The 19,994-nt window shown below is 61.0% G+C and carries 14 protein-coding genes; 12 read left to right on the forward strand and 2 right to left on the reverse strand.

The window, feature by feature from the left end:
- Positions 1 to 16 precede the first annotated feature (16 nt).
- Positions 17 to 1,486, forward strand: a complete 1,470-nt coding sequence (locus ITX55_RS02155) for an aspartate aminotransferase family protein (RefSeq protein ID WP_042785705.1) — start codon at positions 17 to 19, stop codon at positions 1,484 to 1,486.
- A gap of 143 nt (positions 1,487 to 1,629) precedes the next feature.
- Positions 1,630 to 2,535 carry a LysR family transcriptional regulator gene (locus ITX55_RS02160; protein WP_223084757.1) on the forward strand — a complete coding sequence of 302 codons (906 nt, stop codon included), beginning with the start codon at positions 1,630 to 1,632 and terminating at the stop codon, positions 2,533 to 2,535.
- A 40-nt stretch (positions 2,536 to 2,575) separates the two neighbouring features.
- Here ITX55_RS02160 and ITX55_RS02165 read toward each other — a convergent pair whose 3' ends face one another.
- Positions 2,576 to 3,217 carry a TetR family transcriptional regulator gene (locus tag ITX55_RS02165; RefSeq protein ID WP_223084761.1) on the reverse strand — a complete coding sequence of 214 codons (642 nt, stop codon included), beginning with the start codon at positions 3,215 to 3,217 and terminating at the stop codon, positions 2,576 to 2,578.
- Between the two features lie 94 nt (positions 3,218 to 3,311).
- Here ITX55_RS02165 and ITX55_RS02170 point away from each other — a divergent pair, with 94 nt between their 5' ends.
- The 9 genes from ITX55_RS02170 (at position 3,312) to ITX55_RS02210 (ending at position 13,339) form a co-directional block, all read left to right on the forward strand.
- The gene (locus tag ITX55_RS02170; RefSeq protein ID WP_089191751.1) at positions 3,312 to 3,974 is read left to right on the forward strand and encodes an O-methyltransferase; all 663 of its coding nucleotides are present in this window, start codon (positions 3,312 to 3,314) and stop codon (positions 3,972 to 3,974) included.
- 81 nt (positions 3,975 to 4,055) lie between these two features.
- Complete coding sequence (locus ITX55_RS02175) at positions 4,056 to 5,105, forward strand: dipeptidase (protein WP_147838655.1); 1,050 nt, start codon at positions 4,056 to 4,058, stop codon at positions 5,103 to 5,105.
- A 117-nt stretch (positions 5,106 to 5,222) separates the two neighbouring features.
- The gene (pqqA, locus tag ITX55_RS02180; protein WP_004937827.1) at positions 5,223 to 5,300 is read left to right on the forward strand and encodes a pyrroloquinoline quinone precursor peptide PqqA; all 78 of its coding nucleotides are present in this window, start codon (positions 5,223 to 5,225) and stop codon (positions 5,298 to 5,300) included.
- Positions 5,301 to 5,358: 58 nt separating this feature from the next.
- The gene (pqqB, locus tag ITX55_RS02185) at positions 5,359 to 6,270 is read left to right on the forward strand and encodes a pyrroloquinoline quinone biosynthesis protein PqqB (protein ID WP_033643061.1); all 912 of its coding nucleotides are present in this window, start codon (positions 5,359 to 5,361) and stop codon (positions 6,268 to 6,270) included.
- Between the two features lie 9 nt (positions 6,271 to 6,279).
- Positions 6,280 to 7,035, forward strand: a complete 756-nt coding sequence (pqqC, locus tag ITX55_RS02190) for a pyrroloquinoline-quinone synthase PqqC (protein WP_089194742.1) — start codon at positions 6,280 to 6,282, stop codon at positions 7,033 to 7,035.
- Positions 7,035 to 7,313, forward strand: a complete 279-nt coding sequence (gene pqqD / locus ITX55_RS02195; protein ID WP_033643059.1) for a pyrroloquinoline quinone biosynthesis peptide chaperone PqqD — start codon at positions 7,035 to 7,037, stop codon at positions 7,311 to 7,313. Before pqqC ends, pqqD begins: the two co-directional genes overlap by 1 nt.
- Positions 7,306 to 8,442 (forward strand): pyrroloquinoline quinone biosynthesis protein PqqE, encoded by a 1,137-nt coding sequence (pqqE, locus tag ITX55_RS02200; RefSeq protein ID WP_033643058.1) that lies wholly within the window; start codon positions 7,306 to 7,308, stop codon positions 8,440 to 8,442. Before pqqD ends, pqqE begins: the two co-directional genes overlap by 8 nt.
- A gap of 2 nt (positions 8,443 to 8,444) precedes the next feature.
- Positions 8,445 to 10,754 carry a pyrroloquinoline quinone biosynthesis protein PqqF gene (gene pqqF / locus ITX55_RS02205; protein ID WP_223084766.1) on the forward strand — a complete coding sequence of 770 codons (2,310 nt, stop codon included), beginning with the start codon at positions 8,445 to 8,447 and terminating at the stop codon, positions 10,752 to 10,754.
- Between the two features lie 149 nt (positions 10,755 to 10,903).
- Positions 10,904 to 13,339, forward strand: coding sequence for a glucose/quinate/shikimate family membrane-bound PQQ-dependent dehydrogenase (locus ITX55_RS02210; RefSeq protein ID WP_223084770.1), 2,436 nt, complete (start codon positions 10,904 to 10,906; stop codon positions 13,337 to 13,339).
- A 443-nt stretch (positions 13,340 to 13,782) separates the two neighbouring features.
- On the opposite strand, the gene ITX55_RS02215 is transcribed toward ITX55_RS02210, so the two are convergent.
- Positions 13,783 to 16,713 carry an autotransporter domain-containing protein gene (locus ITX55_RS02215; protein WP_233788444.1) on the reverse strand — a complete coding sequence of 977 codons (2,931 nt, stop codon included), beginning with the start codon at positions 16,711 to 16,713 and terminating at the stop codon, positions 13,783 to 13,785.
- 1,024 nt (positions 16,714 to 17,737) lie between these two features.
- On the opposite strand from ITX55_RS02215, the gene ITX55_RS02220 reads away from it, so the two are divergent.
- Complete coding sequence (locus ITX55_RS02220) at positions 17,738 to 19,843, forward strand: bifunctional diguanylate cyclase/phosphodiesterase (protein WP_033650416.1); 2,106 nt, start codon at positions 17,738 to 17,740, stop codon at positions 19,841 to 19,843.
- Positions 19,844 to 19,994: the final 151 nt, after the last annotated feature.

A 19,994-nucleotide genomic window follows, 5' to 3' on the forward strand; every position in this document is an offset into this window, starting at 1 on the left:
GGAGCGAATGACCGCGATGTCCAAGTTAAACCCGATTCTGGCTTCCTCGGCGCACAGCGCCGAGGCTTACCGCCAGGCGATCGCACAGAGCAGTGAAGCCGTCGTGCAGTGGCTGCAACAGCCTGAGATGTATCAGGGCAAAAGCGTTGCCGAACTGCGCGAGCGCATCCAGCTCGACTTTACCCCGCAAGGCCTGGGCAACCAGGCGGCGATCGAGCGCGCCATCGAGTACTTTTTGAAAGACAGCCTGTCGGTGCACCACCCGCAGTGCGTGGCGCACCTGCACTGCCCGAGCCTGGTGATTAGCCAGGCCGCTGAAGTGCTGATCAACGCCACCAACCAGAGCATGGACTCCTGGGATCAGAGCCCGTCGGCCACGCTGATCGAAATGAAGCTGATCGAGTGGCTGCGCGCCCAGGTCGGTTACCAGCCCGGCGACGCCGGGGTGTTCACCAGCGGCGGCACCCAGAGCAACCTGATGGGGCTGATGCTGGCGCGCGATGCATTCTTCGCGCGTCAGGGCCACTCCGTGCAGCAGGACGGTCTGGTGGGCGATCTGCGCAAGCTGAAAGTGTTCTGTTCTGAAAACGCCCACTTCTCGGTGCAGAAGAACATGGCGCTGATGGGCCTCGGCTACCAGTCCGTCACGCTGGTGAAAACCGATCGCTTCGCCCGCATGGACGTGAACGATCTGGCGGAAAAACTGGCGCAGGCCAAGGCTAACGGCGAGCAGGTGATGGCGATCGTCGCCACCGCCGGCACCACCGATGCCGGCGCGATCGACCCGCTGCGCGATATCGCGCGGCTGGCGGCGGAGCAGAAAATTTGGGTGCACGTGGATGCGGCCTGGGGCGGCGCGCTGCTGCTCTCCGAGCAGTACCGCGACTACCTGGACGGCCTGGAGCTGGTGGACTCCATCACCCTGGACTTCCATAAGCAGTTCTTCCAGACCATCAGCTGCGGCGCCTTCCTGCTGAAAGACGAGCGCCACTACGAGCTGATGCGCTATCAGGCTGCCTACCTGAACTCCGAATTCGACGAAGCGCAAGGCGTGCCGAACCTGGTCTCCAAATCGCTGCAGACCACCCGCCGCTTCGATGCGTTGAAGCTGTGGATGGGGCTGGAAGCGCTGGGGCAGAAGCAGTATGCCGAGATCATCGATCATGGCGTCTCGCTGGCGCAACAGGTGGCGCGTTACATCGCCGATCAGGAATCGCTGGAACTGGTGATGCAGCCGCAGCTGGCCAGCGTGCTGTTCCGCTACCGTCCGGCGCAGCTGGCGGCGAAAGGCGACGCGGCCGTCGCGCTGTTCAACCAGCGCATCGGTGACGCCTTGCTGGAGTCGGGCCGCGCCAACGTCGGCGTGACCGAGTTCGATGGCGTGACCTGCCTGAAGATGACGCTGCTGAACCCGATCGTGACGCTGGAAGACATCAAGCTGCTGCTGGCGCTGGTCGAGAAAACCGCGCAGCAGCTGCCGGCGTAACCCTCCGCCACTGCGCATTAAAAGCCGATAACCCCCTGGTTATCGGCTTTTTTATTGCCCATCAGAGAGCAAGTGACACAGCGCTTACGCTGATATACTGCAGTAAACGCCTTCTCTTATTTCCGGCGCCACAGGATAAACGCATGACCGACCCTGATTTCAACCTGCTGACCGCGCTCGACGCGCTGCTGTCGACGGGCAGCGTTGCCGGCGCGGCGCGACGTCTCGGTTTAAGCGCCTCGGCGATGAGCCGCACACTCAGCCGACTGCGCACGGCCACCGGCGATCCGCTGTTGGTGCGCGCCGGGCGTCATATGGTGCTGACGCCTTATGCCGAAACGCTGCGCGAACGGGCGCGAAACGCGGCATTCGAAGCTCGGGCGCTGCTGCGTCCGACGCCGAACGCGCTGGATCCCGCCACGCTCGACCGGACCTTTACGCTGCGCGCCAACGACGGCTTCGTCGAGGCCTTCGGCCCGGCGCTGATCGCCGCCGCTGCGCAACAGGCGCCACGGGCGCGGCTGCGCTTTGCGCCCAAGCCGGAGAAAAGCGACCGCCCCCTGCGTGAAGGCCTGGTCGATCTGGAGATTGGCGTGCTGGGCGAAATGGGACCGGAAATCCGCCTGCAGGCGCTGTTTCGCGACCGCTTCGTCGGCGTGATGAGAAGCACGCACCCGCTGGCGCAGCGGCCCAAGATAGGCGCCGCCGAGTACGCCGCCTGCGGCCACGTGGTGGCTTCGCGCAGCGGGCGCATTCTCGGGCCGGTAGACGCCGCGTTGGCGGAGCTGGGGCTGACGCGCCAGATTGCCGCCGTGGTGCCGAGCTTTCCGGCCGCGCTGGCGGTGGCGCAAGCCTCAGACCTGCTGGCGCTGTTGCCCGCCTCCTTTCTGCATGCTCATCCGGACGACGGCCCGCTGCGCATGTTCGAGCTGCCGGTGAAAACGCCGCCCATTACCGTCTCGCAAATGTGGCACCCGCGCCTGGACGCTGAAGCGGAGCACCGCTGGCTGCGGCAGTTGGTGTTGGCCGTCTGCCGTCAACGGGCGTAGGCACCGCGCCCATCAAGTGACAATGTCACCAAACATTCCCTTACGGCTCCGCTCGCCCGTTTAAATCGACCAGATAGGCGCAAAACATGTCCGCCATCGCATCGGCATAAGCCACAATTTCCGCATCGCTGCGCGGCGTTTCGGAGAATTGCTTGCCCGCCGCCCCCAGCGTGCCGACGATCAGCTCGCCTGCCAACGTACGGACGCCTTCCGCCGCATCGGGCAACGCTTCGCCCATAAACACCTGCACGATGTCTTTGCCGGTGGTCTTCGCCGCCTGCGCCTCCGGCGCATCGCGGTACAACGGCGCCGCATCGTTCAGCGCCACGCGCATCTGCGCCTCTTCACATTCCGAACGGATAAATGTCTGCACCAGCAACCGCAAACGCTCGAACGGCGCAGTCTCTCGATCGGCCAGAATGCCGCTCAGCATGGCGGTGGTCTGCCGCCATTCGTCGCTTTGCAAACGGAACAGGATCGCCGCTTTGTTGGGAAAATACTGATAAAGCGAACCGATACTGACGCCGGCGCGTTCAGCCACTCTGGCGGTAGTGAAACGCGCGGCGCCCTCCTGCGCCAAAACCTGAATAGCGGCGGTCAAAATGGCGGAGACCAATTCGGCGGATCGCGCCTGTTGCGGTTGTTTTCTCGAGGAAATTTGCTTACTGCGGCGTTCAGTCATAGCGGGCGGCCAATGCGAATAGTGAAATGCGAATAGTTCGTCATATTATAGCGGCACGCGCTTTCGCGCTCACTTTTTCTACGGGAGTTTTGCCATGAGTACCCTGACCACCGCGCCGTTGGCGCCGCTGCTAAGCACCCTGTTCCAGCAGGCCGCCGGCCGTTCACCGGCGCTCGCCGCCCTGTTCCGCGACGTGCCTGACGAAGAGCAAAATCGACTGATGCAGAGTAAAACCGACTATCGTGAACTCTACCATCGCCTGAAGGATTTCCCCCTGGCGGTGTCGCCGGAAACCGGCGCATTGCTGTACATGCTGGCGCGCGGTTGTCGGGCGCAAAACATCGTCGAATTCGGCACGTCGTTCGGTATTTCAACGCTGCACCTGGCCGCCGCGCTGCGCGACAACGGCGGCGGGCGGTTGATCACCTGCGAATTTGAACCGAGCAAAGCGGCGCAGGCGCGCCGCAACCTGACCGAAGGCGGCGTCGTCGATCTGGTGGAGGTCCGCGTGGGCGATGCCCTGGAAACGCTGCGCGACGATCTGCCGGCCACCATCGACCTGCTGTTGCTGGACGGCGCCAAGGGGCTTTACCCCGATATCCTCGCGCTGCTGGAGAATCGTCTGCGCCCCGGCGCGCTGATCGTCGCCGACAACGCCGATTACAGCCCGGATTATCTGGCGCGCGTGCGTTCTCCGGCGTCGGGTTATCTCTCCACGCCGTTCGCGGATGACGTCGAGCTGTCGATACGCCTTTAAATCCCTCATCGCGCGGGGGTTGTTCCCCCTCGCGCGATCGTACAACATAGCGGGCATGATGCCTGACACAGTGAAACGCCCATGACGCTTCCCCCCCTTTGGCCGGTGTTCGACGGCCATAACGACCTGCTGCTCAACCTGTGGCTGCAGCACGATGACGATCCGGTCACCGCCTTTTATTCGCACGTCACGCCGGGCCACCTCGACTTTCCACGCATGCGGCGCGGCGGATTCTGCGGCGGGCTGTTCGCGGTGTTTATTCCTCCGGTCAGCTATATCGCCCAGATGCGTAATCAAACGCTGGAGGACGCGCAGGCCGCGTTCGATCCGCTGGCGATAGCCGAACGGCAGATAGCCATCCTGCACCAGTTGGAGGGCGCCTCTCAGGGGCAGTTGCGCCTCTGCCGCACGGCTACCGAGATAGAACAGTGCCGCCTCGACGGGCAAATCGCCGCGGTGCTGCATATCGAAGGCGCCGGCATGATCGACGCGGCGCTGACGCAGCTGGCGGCCTTCTATCGGCTGGGCGTGCGCAGCATCGGGCCGTTCTGGAATCTGCCGAACGCCTTCGGCACCGGCGTCAGCGGGCCGTTCCCCGGATCACCCGATACCGGCCCCGGCCTGACGCCGGCCGGTGAAGCGCTGATCCGCGCCTGCAACCAGCGCCGCATCATGATTGACGTCTCGCACATGAACGAGAAAACCTTCTGGCAAACCGCCGCGTTGAGCACCGCACCGCTGGTCGCCACCCATTCCAATGCCCACGCCCTCTGCCCGCAGCCGCGCAACCTGACCGACGCGCAGCTGGACGCTATCGCCCAGAGCGACGGTATGGTCGGCGTCAATTTCGGCACCGCCTTCCTGCGGGCTGACGGAAAACGTGACAGTGCAACGACAGGCTTAACAGAAATTGTTAAACACGTTGAGTATTTGATCGCTAAACTTGGTGAAGATCGCGTGGGATTTGGCTCTGATTTTGACGGGGTTAACGTACCGCAACCGTTGGAGGACGCCGCAGGCCTGCCGCGCCTGACGCAAGCGCTCAAGCAGGCGGGGTTTGACGACCGGCTGCTGGAGAAGCTGACCTGGCGCAACTGGCTGAACGTGCTCTCCGCCACCTGGGGTGAATAACCCGGTTACGCTTTAACGGTTGCGATCTCCGTCACATTTCGTCAACATTGAGCCAGCCGAATGCGAATTTTTCTCATTGGCTTCGAACTATCACGATGCATGCAAAGGAGCACCGCTATGACTACCTGGACCAAACCTGAGTTTGTTGACCTGCGTCTGGGGCTGGAAGTGACGCTGTACATTTCCAACCGTTAATCGCCTGTCTGCCCGCCTTTCGCGCGGGCATTTCTTTCCTTCTTTTTCTGGTTCAGACATGCAGATAAAAGTTCTCGGCTCGGCAGCGGGCGGCGGCTTTCCCCAGTGGAATTGCAACTGCGACAACTGCCGGGGCGTTCGCAGCCACAGCATCAACGCCACGCGCCGCACGCAATCTTCCATCGCCGTCAGCGACGACGGTAAAAACTGGGTGCTGTGCAACGTTTCCCCGGACATTTGCCATCAGCTGCTGGCCTCGCCCGAATTGAACAATCCCGACGTGCTGCGCGGCACCGGCATCGGCGCGATCGTGCTGACCGACAGCCAGATCGATCACAGCGCGGGCTTGCTCAATTTGCGTGAGGGCTGCCCGCATCAGGTCTGGTGCACCCCCGAAGTACACGACGATCTCAGCACCGGTTTCCCGGTGTTTCCCATGCTTTCCCACTGGAACGGCGGGTTGATCCATCACCCGGTGACGCCCGGCGAACCGTTCCACACGGCAGTCTGCCCAAACGTGCGCTTCACCGCCATTCCGCTGCTCAGCAACGCGCCGCCCTATTCGCCGTACCGCGATCGCCCGCTGCCGGGCCACAACGTGGCGCTGTTTATCGAAGATACCGCGCGCGGGGTCGGTCTGCTGTACGCGCCGGGCCTGGGTGAGCCGGACGAGGCTTTGATGCCCTGGCTGCGCCGGGCGGATTGCCTGCTGATCGACGGCACGCTCTGGCGCGACAACGAGCTGGCCAACGCCGGCGTGGGGCGCAATACCGGCAAAGACATGGGGCACCTGGCGCTGGCGGAAGAGCACGGGCTGGCTGCCCTGCTCAGCACCTTGCCCGCCAAACGCAAGATCTTGATCCACATTAACAATACCAACCCGATCCTCAATGAAGACTCCGCGGAACGGCAGAGCCTGAGCGCCGCCGGCATCGAAGTGAGCTGGGACGGCATGAATATCGAACTGTAGGGAATCGCCATGACGCAACCACTCCCCCTGACTCCGCAGGCATTTGAAGCGGCGCTGCGCGCCAAAGGCGCTTATTATCATATCCACCACCCGTATCACATCGCGATGCACAACGGCGAAGCGACCCGTGAGCAGATCCAGGGCTGGGTGGCCAACCGTTTCTACTATCAGACCAGCATTCCGATCAAGGATGCGGCGATCATGGCCAACTGCCCGCAGCCGGAAACCCGTCGCAAATGGGTGCAGCGCATTCTGGATCACGACGGTTACGGCGGCAGCGAAGGCGGCATCGAGGCCTGGCTGCGCCTCGGCGAGGCGGTTGGGCTGCAGCGCGACGCCCTGCTGTCCGAGCAGTTGGTGCTGCCCGGCGTGCGTTTCGCGGTGGATGCCTACGTCAACTTCGCGCGCCGCGCCTGTTGGCAGGAAGCGGCCTGCAGCTCGCTGACCGAATTGTTCGCGCCGCAGATCCACCAGTCGCGCCTCGACAGCTGGCCGCAGCACTACCCGTGGATCGACGCCGCCGGCTACGACTATTTCCGCAGTCGCCTCGGCCAGGCCAACCGCGACGTGGAGCACGGGCTGGCGCTGGCGCTGGACTATTGCGATACCGTTGAAAAACAGCAGCGCATGCTGGAAATCCTGCAGTTCAAGCTGGATATTTTGTGGAGCATGCTGGACGCCATGAGCATGGCCTATACCCTGAACCGCCCGCCTTACCACAGCGTGACCGCCGCGCGGGTCTGGCACAATCAGAGGCTGGTGTAATGACGCTGAATCCTGAACACACCCCCGTCTTCCGCCGCGGCTACCGCCTGCAATGGGAGCAGGTGCAAAACAGCCACGTGATCCTCTACCCGGAAGGCATGGCCAAACTGAACGACAGCGCCGCCGCCATCCTGCAGCTGGTTGACGGCAACACCACGCTGAACGGCATCATCGCGCAGCTGAACGCCCGCTTCCCCGGCGCCGAGGGGCTGGCGGACGACGTGCTGGCGTTTTTCCAGCGCGCCTACGAACAAAAATGGGTGACCTTCCGTGACTGAGCCACGTGCGCCGGCGGTAAATCCGCCGCTCTGGCTGCTGGCGGAGCTGACCTATCGCTGCCCGCTGCAGTGTCCCTATTGCTCCAACCCGCTCGACTTTGCCGCGCAGGAAAAAGAGCTGACGACCGAGCAATGGATCGCGGTGTTTCGCCAGGCGCGGGCGATGGGCAGCGTACAGCTCGGTTTCTCCGGCGGCGAGCCGTTGGTGCGTAAAGACCTGCCCGAGCTGATCGCCGCCGCGCGCGATCTCGGGTTTTACACCAACCTGATCACCTCCGGCATCGGCCTGACCGAGAAAAAGCTGCAGACCTTCGCCGACGCCGGGCTGGATCATATTCAGATCAGTTTTCAGGCCAGCGATGAAACGCTGAACGCCGCACTGGCGGGCTCCGCCAAGGCGTTTCAGCAGAAGCTGGCGATGGCCAAGGCGGTCAAGGCGCTCGGCTATCCGATGGTGCTCAACTTCGTCTTGCATCGCCATAATATCGGCCAGATCGACCGCATCATCGAACTGGCGATCCAGCTGGATGCCGACGACGTCGAGCTGGCGACCTGCCAGTTCTACGGCTGGGCGCACCTGAACCGTGAAGGCCTGCTGCCGACCCGCGAACAGATCGCCGATGCGGAAGCCGTGGTGAAACGCTATCGCGAACGCATGGCTGCCGACGGCAAGCTGGCCAACCTGCTGTTCGTCACGCCGGATTACTATGAGGAACGCCCCAAAGGCTGCATGGGCGGTTGGGGGGCTATTTTCATGAGCGTGACGCCGGAAGGCATGGCGTTACCCTGTCACAGCGCCCGTCAGTTACCGATCGCCTTTCCGTCGGTGCTGGAGCACGATCTGCAGCATATCTGGTATCACTCCTTCGGCTTTAACCGCTATCGCGGCTATGACTGGATGCCTGAGCCCTGCCGTTCCTGTTCGGAGAAAGAGAAAGACTACGGCGGCTGCCGCTGCCAGGCGTTCATGCTGACCGGCGACGCAGACAACGCCGATCCGGTATGCGGCAAGTCGCCGCACCACGGCACCATTCTGGCGGCGCGTGAAGCGGCGAATCGCTCGCAGATCGGCATCGATCAGCTGCGTTTTCGCAATCAGACCAACTCCCGATTGATCTTCAAGGGCTGACGATGACACTCGCCGCCTCGTGGCAGCTCGATAACGGTTTGGCCGTCAGGGCGATAAGCACCCCTGACGCCGAGGCCGCCGCCGCGCTGGTGCGCATCGAGGCGGGCAGCTTTCAGGCGCCTGCCGCCTGGCCGGGCCTGGCGCATCTGCTGGAGCATATGCTGTTTCGCGGCAGCGTGAACTTTAGCGCGCAGGATGGGCTGATGGGCTGGACGCCGGCGGTCGGCGGCCGGTTAAACGCCACGACCCAGGCCACGCAAACCGCGTTTTTCTTTGAGGTGGGCGCCGAACAGCTGGCGGAGGGGTTGGCCAGGCTGATCGATATGCTCGCCGTCCCACAGCTGGCGGCTGAGGCAATCGCCCAGGAGATCGAGGTCATCGACGCCGAATATCGCCTGCTGCGCGCCGACGGTGAAACCCGCTGCGAAGCGGCGCAGCGGCAGATGTTCAGCGGCATTGACGCGTTGCACCGCTTTCATATCGGCAGCCGCGCCGCTTTCGGCAGCGATATTCCCGCGTTGCAGCGGGCGCTGCGGCAGTTTCACCACCACTATTACCGCGCGCCGAACATCACGCTGTGGCTGCAAGGCCCGCAATCGCTCGAGCAGTTGCATGCGCTGGCGCAGCGCTACGGCGGCGCCTTGCCGCCGGGCAGCGTCGCGCCGCCCGAGGCATTGCCGCCGCTGGCCGCCGGGCAAGATTACACGCTGTCTCTGCCCGGCGCGCCGCTGCTGCGGTTGGTGTTTGCCCTGCCGCACTCCCGTTCACGCGGCTGGCTGCGGCGGCTGGAGCGTTTATTGCTGGACGAAGCCCCTGGCGGGCTGCTGGCACGGCTGCGCGCTCACGCGTGGGCCGACGCCGTTAGGCTGGATTACGCCCGCTGCGCTGAAAACAGCGCACTGCTGAGTTTTATTTTTACCGTCAATCACGGCGCGGCGTCTGAAGCCGCCCACATCGAAAGCGCCTTGCTGGCCTGGTTGCAGGCGCTGATCGCGCTGACACCGGCTCAGCTTGCGCATTTCGGGCAACTGGCAAACCGCGATTTCCACCGTTTGGCGCCGCTCGATCAGTTGCGCGCCAGAGCATTTGGGCTGCCGCCGGTGGAGCCGAACGACGATTGGCCACGGCATATTTCGGCGCTGATTAGCGCGCCGCATCGCCGTCTGGCCGTGCTGCCCGAGGGAGGCGGTGAAACGCGTGAAATTCAAGGGCTGCCGTTGGCGCTCGCGCCCTTCGTCCGCACCGTGCCGACGCCCACGATAGATCCTTTCCGCTTTTTCTCCACCTCGGCGGCGCTGCCGATCCCGCCCCTGCCGGCCGGCCAGGCGCCGCTGCGGCATCTGCACCCCGACGAAGCGCAGCCGGTGCTGCTGCTGCGCCCATCGCCGCATGGCGCTCTCAGCGAAGAACAGGCCTGTGGTTTGCAGGCGGCATTGCGCCCTGGAGCGGCCGAGTTAGCGCATCGGGAGGGACATTTAAGCTTCGAGCGCCACCAGGGCGTGTGGTTATTACAGCTGGCGGGCAGCGCAGCGCTGATCTGCCACGGTCTGAACGTCGTGAATCGGGCCCTGGCGGCGCTGCCGCCGGCCGTCATCAACGAGGCTGCGAGAAACCTGCGCCACGCGCAGCTCAAAGCGCAAAACGATATCGCCATTCGCCGCCTGTTAGCCCAATTGCCGGCGGCGTTGAGCGTATCAACGGCAACGGCCCCACTCTGGCATGCCACCCTGGTTGGCGGCGACGGCGAGTTGAAGCGGCGGCTGTCGCATTTACTGTATGACTTTCCTTTTCCCATAACCGACGAGGCTCAGCGGCCGGCGCCTCTGCATCACCACCCCGTCACCCTGACGGAAAACGGCGCAGAACACGCCTTGCTGCAATTTTACCCGCTGCCGAACGACGAAGCCGAAGGCCGTTGGGCGCTGCGCGTGCTGGCCCGGCTTTACGCGCCGCGTTACTTCCAGCAGTTGCGCGTCGAGCGCAACGTGGGTTACGTGGTGCAATGCGCCTTTCATCGCAGCGGCGATGCCGAAGGCCTGCTGTTTGCGCTGCAATCCCCGACGTTCGCCGTTGAGCAGCTGCGGCAGTTAACCGACGAATTCTTGCTGCAGATGCGCCATGAACTGGCGCACCTCGGCGCCGGCGAACTGGAGCTGGCGCAACAGGCGCTGCGGCAAAGCGTGCAGCGCCTCAGCGCCGAGCCGTTGCAACGCGCCCGGGAAATCGCCTTGGAAAATCGCCACCGGGTGGCGCAGGTTGCCTCTCTGCCTGCCGCGCAGCTCGTACACTGGCAGAAACGGATATTCCTCTAAGCCAAACCGAGGTTGTACCGATAACGTCGGCTTTTCCCTCATAAAAACAGTTACATATCCTTAACAAGCGCACCTCCATCAATGTTACAATAGTCGCCAATAACGACCTTTTCACCTTTAAGAATCAGTATGTTATTGGAGATTATTCAATGTCAGATGCCAATGCACGTTCGGGCATAAAACTTACGCTGTGGTGTTGCCTGTTGGGCATCATCCTGGCCGCCACCGGCCTGTTCTTCACCGTCGCCGGCGGCAAACTGCTCTCGCTGGGCGGCAGCGCCTACTTCCTGATTGCCGGCCTCGTCATCCTGCTGTCGGCCATTCAGTTTTTCCGCCGCAAGTCCTCAGCGGTTTGGCTGTTCCTGGCGGTGTTCATCGGCACCGTCATTTGGGCGCCGTTGGACGCCGGTTTTGATTTTTGGCCGTTGATTTCCCGTCTGATGGTGCCGACCGGCCTGATGCTGCTGGCCTTCCTCACCTGGCCGGCGCTGCGCAAGCGCGAAGGCAAAGCGCCGTTGGCCAAGCCGGCTTACCTGCTCTCCGCCTTGCTGGCGGTCGGCATGGTCGGCGCCTTTGTCCAAATGTTCCAGCCGCATCCCACCGTTGCCTTCAGCGGCCAGCCGCTGCCGCTGATCCCGGTTGATAAAGCGCAACAGCAGAAAGATTGGGATAACTACGGCAATACGCCGGGCGGCAGCCGTTTCGTCGCGCTGGATCAGATCACCCGCGATAACGTGCGGGAGCTGAAAGTCGCCTGGACTTTCCATACGGGTGACATCCCTATCAGCCCTGATGGCAACGGCGCGGAAGATCAGCAAACGCCGCTGCAAATCGGCAACCGCATTTTCCTGTGCACGCCGCATAACAATGTGATCGCCGTCGACGCCGACAGCGGCAAAGAAATTTGGCGGCGAGAAGTCAACGCCAAGTCGCAGGTATGGAACCGCTGTCGCGGCCTGGCCTACTTCGATATCAACAAGCCGTTGCCCGCGCCGAGCGTGCCGGGTTCAACCCCCGCCGCGCCCGTCGCGCTGGCGGCCGGCGACAGCTGCCAACGGCGCATATTGATGAACACCATCGACGCGCGCCTGATGGCGATTAACGCCGACAACGGCGAATTCTGCCAACACTTCGGCAACCAGGGCGTGGTAGACCTGAAGGACGGTCTCGGCGACGCCGCCGATCCGAAATATCAACTGACGTCGGCGCCGACGCTGGCCGGCACCACCGTGGTGGTCGGCGGGCGCGTTGCCGATAACGTGCAAACCGATATGCCCGGCGGCGTGCTGCGCGGCTTCAACGTGATCACCGGCGAAATGCGCTGGGCGTTTGACCCGGGCAATCCGCAGCCGAACGCTGCCCTGAAACCGGATCAACACTTCGTGCGCAGCACCCCGAACTCCTGGGCGCCGATGTCGTACGATCCGGCGATGAACACGGTCTTCCTGCCGATGGGCAGCTCCTCCGTCGATCTGTGGGGCGCCAACCGCAACGCGCTGGATCACCGATACGGCGCCTCGGTGCTGGCGCTCGACGCGACCACCGGCAAAGAGAAATGGGTCTATCAGACCGTGCATAACGATCTGTGGGACTTCGATCTGCCGATGCAGCCCAGCCTGCTCGACTTCCCGATGCAGGACGGCACCACCCGCCCTGCGCTGGTTATCGGCACCAAAAGCGGGCAGATCTTCGTGCTGGATCGCCATACCGGCAAACCGCTGACCGAAGTGAAGGAACTGCCGGTGAAGACCCGCACCATTCCGGGCGAGCAATATTCCGCCACGCAGCCGTTCTCCGTCGGCATGCCGCAGATTGGCGCGCAGAAGCTCAGCGAGTCCGACATGTGGGGCGCTACGCCATTCGATCAATTGATGTGCCGCATCAGCTTTAAATCGATGCGTTATGACGGCCTGTTCACCGCGCCGGACACCGACGTTTCCCTCAGCTTCCCCGGCTCGCTGGGCGGCATGAACTGGGGCGGTCTCTCTACCGATCCGAACAACCGTTATATTTTCGCCAACGATATGCGTCTGGGCCTGTGGGTGCAGATGATCCCGCAGAAAGCCGACGCAGGCGCGCCGGCCGGCAACGGCGGTGAAGCCGTGAATACCGGCATGGGCGCGGTCCCGCTCAAAGGCACGCCATATGCCGTCAATAAGAATCGCTTCATGTCGCCGCTGGGCATTCCTTGCCAAAAACCGCCGTTCGGCACCCTCTCCGCCATCGATTTGCAGACGCGCAAAGTGGTGTGGCAGGTTCCGGTAGGAACGGTGCAGGATACCGGGCCGTTCGGCATCAAAATGCGCGCGCAGATGCCGATCGGCATGCCGACGCTGGGCGGCACGCTGGCGACTCAAGGCGGACTGGTGTTTATCGCCGGTACGCAGGATTATTATCTGCGCGCCTTTGATTCGTCCACCGGGCAAGAGCTGTGGAAAGCGCGCTTGCCGGTCGGCAGCGGCGGCACGCCGATGAGTTACGTCTCGCCGACCACCGGTAAGCAGTATGTCGTCATTTCCGCCGGCGGCGCACGTCAGTCGCCGGATCGCGGAGATTACGTCATCGCCTACGCGCTGGATAAATAATCGCCGGAACGCCGGTTAAATAAAGCGGCGCACCGCGCTCAATGGGCATTTAGAGGGAGACGTTGCATGACGTCTCCTTTTTTTGGGTTTATTGCCTGAACAGCAGAATATTAACCATCCGTTTCATTTTCATGCCTTTTCTTTTATTTCTCTTACGGCGATACAGCGCGCGCCACCGGCGCCGGTGATACTCACAGGCAATTGATATGTATAAGGTAAAAAATAATAAAATGAAGAGAAATTCCATGTTTCGGCCTAAATCCTTTTAGTCATTTCAGATGATTATCATCAATTTTTCTAACCAAAAGAATTAGAAACATCCTGTTCTAACGCGCCTTTATCCTGTGAAGACACCGCCGCCCGGCCTGTCGCTTCCGCGCGCCCCATAAAAAACCCCCATCGTTGCGATGGGGGCTGAGTAGCGTGAAACGGATCAACGGCTATCAGAAGCGCCAGGTCAGACCGGCATTGACGCTGTTGTCCTGATGGTTGGACGACAATTGCCCGCCGTAACCGAGGGACAACACGGCGTTTTTGTTAACCCAAACATCGACGCCCGCCTTCAGAACCGCCCCGTCACGGGAAACGGGGACGCTGTTCACGTCGAACGCCGCATCGCTGCGTTTGAACATCAGCTGTGTTTTACGCTCCAGCTTGCCGTACTGATGTTGCCAACCCAGCTCGCCGCGCAGCGCGATCGCCACGCTGTCGGTCTGCCATTGCGTATCGGCGCGCAAGCCCAGCGTCGAAGCGGTGGCGGACTGACTTTGCTTATCGCCGCGCAGCGCCGCCGCCCCGCCTTGCTCGTTGATCCCCTCGTTGCGATAGTGGGTGTACGCCAGGTTGGCGAACGGCTCAAGATTGACCACGTCGTTGCTCCAATCGTAACCGCTTTCGATAAACAGCTGACCGGTGCGCGCGTTATAGCGGGCCTTTTCGCGATCCGCCTGCGCGCCGTAGTTTACCGAGCGCGACGTGTCGATGCGATGCCAGGTATAGGTGCCGCCCGCTCGCAGCGCCAACGCGCCGAAACGTTTGTCGCCGTACAGCCCCAGATGGTAGTTGTCGCTGTGAGCATCTGACTGATAGCCGCCATCCAGCGACGTGCGGGTATACCCGGTCATCACGCCCAGCCGGCCGTCGTCAAACAGTTCGCTGTCCAGACCCAACAGCACGCCATAGGTGGATGTCTGGTAACCGGTGGCGTTGTCGTTGCCGGAAGCATGCCCCCAATTGCCCAGCAGTTTCGCCCAGGCGCCATTATCATCCGCTTTGATATCGGAAGCGGTGCGGCGGCCTTCAGCCTGGCGCAAGCGTTCGGTGGCGGTATCGCGCAGATTACGGCTTTCGTTGATCTGGGCGGAAGCCATATCCGCGTGGATCTGGCCGGACAGTTGACGTGTCGCCTGCTGCAATTCTCTGGCCGAAGTGAAGCCGAGGAAGCTTTCATAAACCGGATGGCCGGCCACGGGGCTCGTCGCTTCGGTAACGGCTGTCGCCTCGCCTTCAACGCCCTGCAGTGCGGTTAGCGCTTCAGCGGTAGGCGCCGCGACGCTGCGTTTGGCCGTTTCCGTGACCGGTTCCGTGGCGTTGAGCGTTTCCACCGCGCGGGCGACCGCTTTCTCGTTTTCGGTGCTGGCCAGGCTGTCAAAACGGGCGGCGGTGCGCGTGATCCCAAGGCCGACGTCATTGCCCTGATAGTCCAGCGTCACATTGACAAACGGATACGAAGGATTGGCGTTTTCGAAGCGGCCGGTCACGCCATCCGTCGTCGTCAGGATGGTGTATTTGTTGCCCAGCAGGCTTTGCGCCTCATTTTGCGACAGCAGGTTTTTGCTGTGCTCCAGGCTGACGTTCACACTGCCGCCGTAGAGGAAAGCGCGGCGCGCTTCGATTTTATCGCTGCGGCCATTGTCTGCGACCTCGACGTTATACTGCGAGCCGCGATCAAACACGGCGTCATGCAACACGTGCAGCGTACCGATGCCATTTCCCGGCGTCACGCTGCCGCCCCGAACCGCTCTGAACGCCCCCACCGTGCCGTCGCCGGCCAGCGTGCCGCTATTTTCGATATAGACATTGGACGCCACCGAACCGTTGATCGCCAGTACGCCCTGTTTCACCCAGGTGTCACCGCTGTAAGTATTATTGCCCAACAGCGCCAGCGTACCGGCGCCCGTTTTGGTCAACCCGCCGTGGCCGCGGATGTCATTGCTCCACGAATCGAAGTCGCATTCGCCCGACGTGCAACGCCGCTCAACCGGGGTTCCGGCTTCGACGATATTCCCAAGACCGGGGATATTCACCACGAACTGTTTTTCACTGTAGGAACCCGGCACATAGAATTCCTGCGGAATATCCTCTTGGGTGATAAACATCTTCGGCCCGTTGATCGCATCGCGTAAATTGACGCGGCCCCAGCCGAATAAATGATCAATGCCGGCCTCGCCTAAATCGGTGGCGGTGGTTTTGATGACCGCGGATATTTGAGCGGCGCTCATATAAGGGAAGCGCTGCATCAATACGGCGGCAAATCCGGTGACGTGCGGCGCCGCCATTGAGGTGCCCGACATATTTCCGTAATCGGGTTTAACCGTCAGCTCGCCCTTATTATAGGCTTCGCGGTTCACCGCCCCGCCGGTATTGGAAACCAGCTCCCCTACGCTGCTGTAAATACTGCTGCCCGGCGCTGACACGCAAAAACTGGCCGTATGTCCGCAGCTGGTTGAGGAAACGCTTAACTTATCGTTATTACTCAGATTGGTCACGATCAGATAATTGTTTAATACCTCAGGGAAAGCATAGGGAAGTGACTTTTGCGCCTCAGGAATATTGTAGTTATTGTAATTGCCTGCCGAGAAAACGATCAGTTTGCCATGCTTGGCGGCGCGCAGCAGCGTCGCCATGGCGCTGTGCCCGCCGGTGGGCACGGGTTGCTCGCTGCCCCATTCCAGGTTGGACTTATTGCGCATCACTTCATTGATGACGTCGGTTTTCACCCACGCCACATAGTCAGGCCTCCCGTTCGGCAGCCAAATGGTGTTGCCATTGGCATCCTTTCTGACCGCCGGTGGGATCCCCCAGCTGTTATTGATAACCCGGGCTGGGCTCTGGATCAGTTCTTCGCGGCCGTTGCGGTTGCCGAAGTCGTTCAACTTGGCGCCGATAATGTCCGCGTCGTAGGCGACGCCATGCATACCGGAGCCGTCTCTTTTGGCGGCTGCAATACCGGCGACATGCGTGCCATGCGTGCCGAATGACATATTATCTTGTTTATCATACGAGAAATTATAGCTGCCGTTATCCAGCCGCGTCAGTTTACCGGCGAATTCCGGATGAGAGAGAATGGCATCATCAATAACGCCAATCGTCACGCCTTTTCCGGTATAGCCTCTGGCATAGGCGAACTCGGCGGAAATAGCCTCAAGCCCCCATTGGCGATTAAATTCTGCGGTTTTCCAACTGTCGGGTGAACCTAATTGTCCTGGTTCCCGATAAGCGGCAAGAGATGAATGAAGAGACAAGCCATAACAACCCAGAAACACGCAATACGCTAACTTCAATTTTTTATTAAGTATCATTTTACGCTCCATGTTTATTTATACCCAGAAGAAAACTGACGTTTTAACCGCGCTGAAACCTCCTATGATCGTGAAACGACAGATAACGCATGCCTGCCCGACGCGGGCCGCATAAAACAGGCTGAGTGATAAAAATTCGGGCGTGCGGACATGAAGATGTCACCACCCCATACGCTTAGGGCGCAGAAGTGCAGACAGGTGGCGAATGTACGTTTGCCGGCGATAAACCCGGCGCCGTTATACCGGCACGGCTCGGCCATCCGGCCGAAGCGCGAGAATCAGGCTGTGAGTGCATCCCGCTCAATCATCCAGTTTTGTTAATGATTTTCATTCGCGAGGCTATCTTATACGTAAGCAAAGTGTCAACAGATGAAACAAAACATTTCTTGATTTGCATCATAACTTTCACCGCAAACGTCGGCGACAAGTGCGTCGGCCACCGCTGAACCGGGCATAACATGGCGCTTTTTACCGCCCGACATGCGGATTTTGTCAGTCATGATGCATAAGAGAGGCGGTATGACGAGTGAAAGAGCAGCAGAAAGACTGAACATTTCCTCAAAAAGAAACATCAGGTTTGATTACTTTTTTGCGGTTATTAAACCGCCTGGTCGGAGCACTTATTTTTCGATGCAATATAAGAGGGGCTTATAAATAACAGGAGTATTCCTAATGCGTTCTTGCGTAATCTATTTCATGCTACCAAGCCGATTTTTAGCCGCGCCCGCTGGCTATTCCCATTTTCATTGGCAAGACTATATTGAAAGAGGCTCTGCTATAGAGCAAGAATATGGGTAATTTTCCGAGGAAATACCGCATGAGCCTGTTGCCCGAGCAGACCAATAACAAAAATCCGATCGACCTCTACAGCGAAATCGTAGACGACTTGCCGGGTCTGATCTGCTTCGGCAACCGCCTTGGCGGTTACTTCAACAAGCAGTGGCGCGACTATACCGGCGCAATCGCCGGTGAGCACGGCGCCGCAGACTGGCTCGAGGCCCTGCACCCTGACGATCGTGAACGCCTGGCCGCGCAATGGCGCCAGGCCATCGTTGCCCTCTCCTCGTTCGCCGGCGAAGCCCGTCTGCGCGAGCGCAGCGGCGCCTACCGGTGGTTTATGCTGGCGTTTAACGCCCGCCAGGACGGCAAGGCGCTGGAGCCAAGCTGGTACCTCACCGCTACCGACATCCATCCGCAAATGCTGCAACGCCAGCAAAACGTTCAGGCGCTCTCTATCCAGCAAGACATGCTGGACGCCAGCGTCGACTGCATCAAAGTGATCAATCGCGACGGCACGCTGCGCCACATGAACCGCTCCGGCAGCCTGGCGCTCGGCCTCGATCCGGCGCAAAAAGAATTTGGCATGCCCTGGCTGGGGCTGTTGTCGCCCGAAGTTCGCCGCCGCGGCAGCAAAGCGTTGCGCAGCGTCAAAGCCGGTAAGAATGCGCGTTTCGCGGGATTGAGCGTGACGCCGCAGGGCAAAAAACAGCATTGGGACAACATCCTCTCTCCCGTCAGCGATGAGCACGGGGCCGTGGCCGAGATCTTGTGCGTCTCACGGGATGTGACGTCGCAGCGCGTGATGGAGCAACGCCTGCTGCTTGCCAGCGAGTATGACGAACTGACCGGCCTGCCCAACCGACGCCTCTTCAAGAAAAAGCTGAAGCAAGAGATGAAGCGCGCCCTGCACGGCAACAAGTCGCTCGGGCTGATGCTGCTGGATCTTGACCATTTCAAACTGGTGAACGATACGCTGGGCCACGCGGCGGGCGATCATCTGCTGCGGGTGCTGGGCAAAAGGCTGAGCGCCTGCATGAATACCCATTCGTTCGTCTCTCGCCTCGGCGGCGACGAGTTCGCCGTCGTGATCAGCGACGTCGAAAACGAGCAGGATATTTTCCGCATCGCCAACAAGTTTCTGCTGCAGCTGGAGACGCCGATCACCCACGGCGGCAAGACGTTGCATTGCGGCATGAGCATCGGTGGCGCCATCTATCCCAAAGATGCCCGCGATGCGTCAGAGCTGATGAAGTGCGCCGATACCGCGCTGTATGAACTGAAAGAAGGCGGCCGCGGCGGCGTCTACATGTTCGACAGCAAGATGATGGACAAAGCCCGCGCCCGCGCCAGTCAGCTCAACTACGCGCGCCAGATCGTGCGCGATAATTGCATTCGCCCCAACTACCAGCCGAAGGTCAGCCTCGCCGACGGCAGCATCGTCGGCTTCGAAGCGCTGCTGCGCTGGCATTGCCCGCAAAACGGCATACAGCTGCCGGCGACGGTCAGCGAGGCCTTCAACGACTACGAACTGGCGACCAAAATCAGCGAAGCCATGCAGCTGAAAGTCTTCGCCGATATCGCCCGCTGGCGCGCAGCCGGCGTGGCAGTGCGGCCCGTTTCGCTGAACGTGTCGCCGATCGAGTTTTTACGCGACAACTACGCCGAAACCTTCCTGCAACGCCTGCTGAAGTTCCACATTCCCCACCACCTGATCGAACTGGAAGTGACCGAACACGCGTTCAACAAGCACGGTTCGAAATACGTACTGCGCGCGCTGCACATGCTCAAAGAGATGGGTATCCGTATCGCACTGGACGACTTCGGCACTGGCCACTCCTCGTTCAGCCATATCATGGACTACCCGCTGGACTGCATTAAGCTGGACTGCGACTTCATTCAACGCATGAACACCGAACCGGCGATCCTGGCGATCGTGGAAAGCATCGGCATTCTCGGTCAAAAGCTGTCGATCGATATCATCGCCGAAGGCGTGGAAACCGAGCAGCAGCGCCAAACGCTGTGCGAAGCCGGTTTCCATATCGGCCAAGGGTTTTTGTTCAGCCCGGCGGTGGGATCCCAGCAGGTGCCGACGCTGCTGCAGGCGATACTTCAGCCTGCCGAAGGCGGCACGGCGAATCGTTAAATCGGCATCGCATGCCCCACATTCGGGGGGCTTGATCCCCCCTCTTTTCCTCTGCTTGTTTCACGCCTCCCGCACCGGAATATTTGTGAGAGCCCTCACAAAGCATAAACGTATCTTTACATTTTTGAACGGTTAAGCTTCCGTTCTGTCA

It is taken from the genome of Serratia sp. EWG9 (assembly GCF_019913725.1).
GTDB classification, from domain to species: Bacteria; Pseudomonadota; Gammaproteobacteria; order Enterobacterales; family Enterobacteriaceae; genus Serratia; species Serratia ureilytica.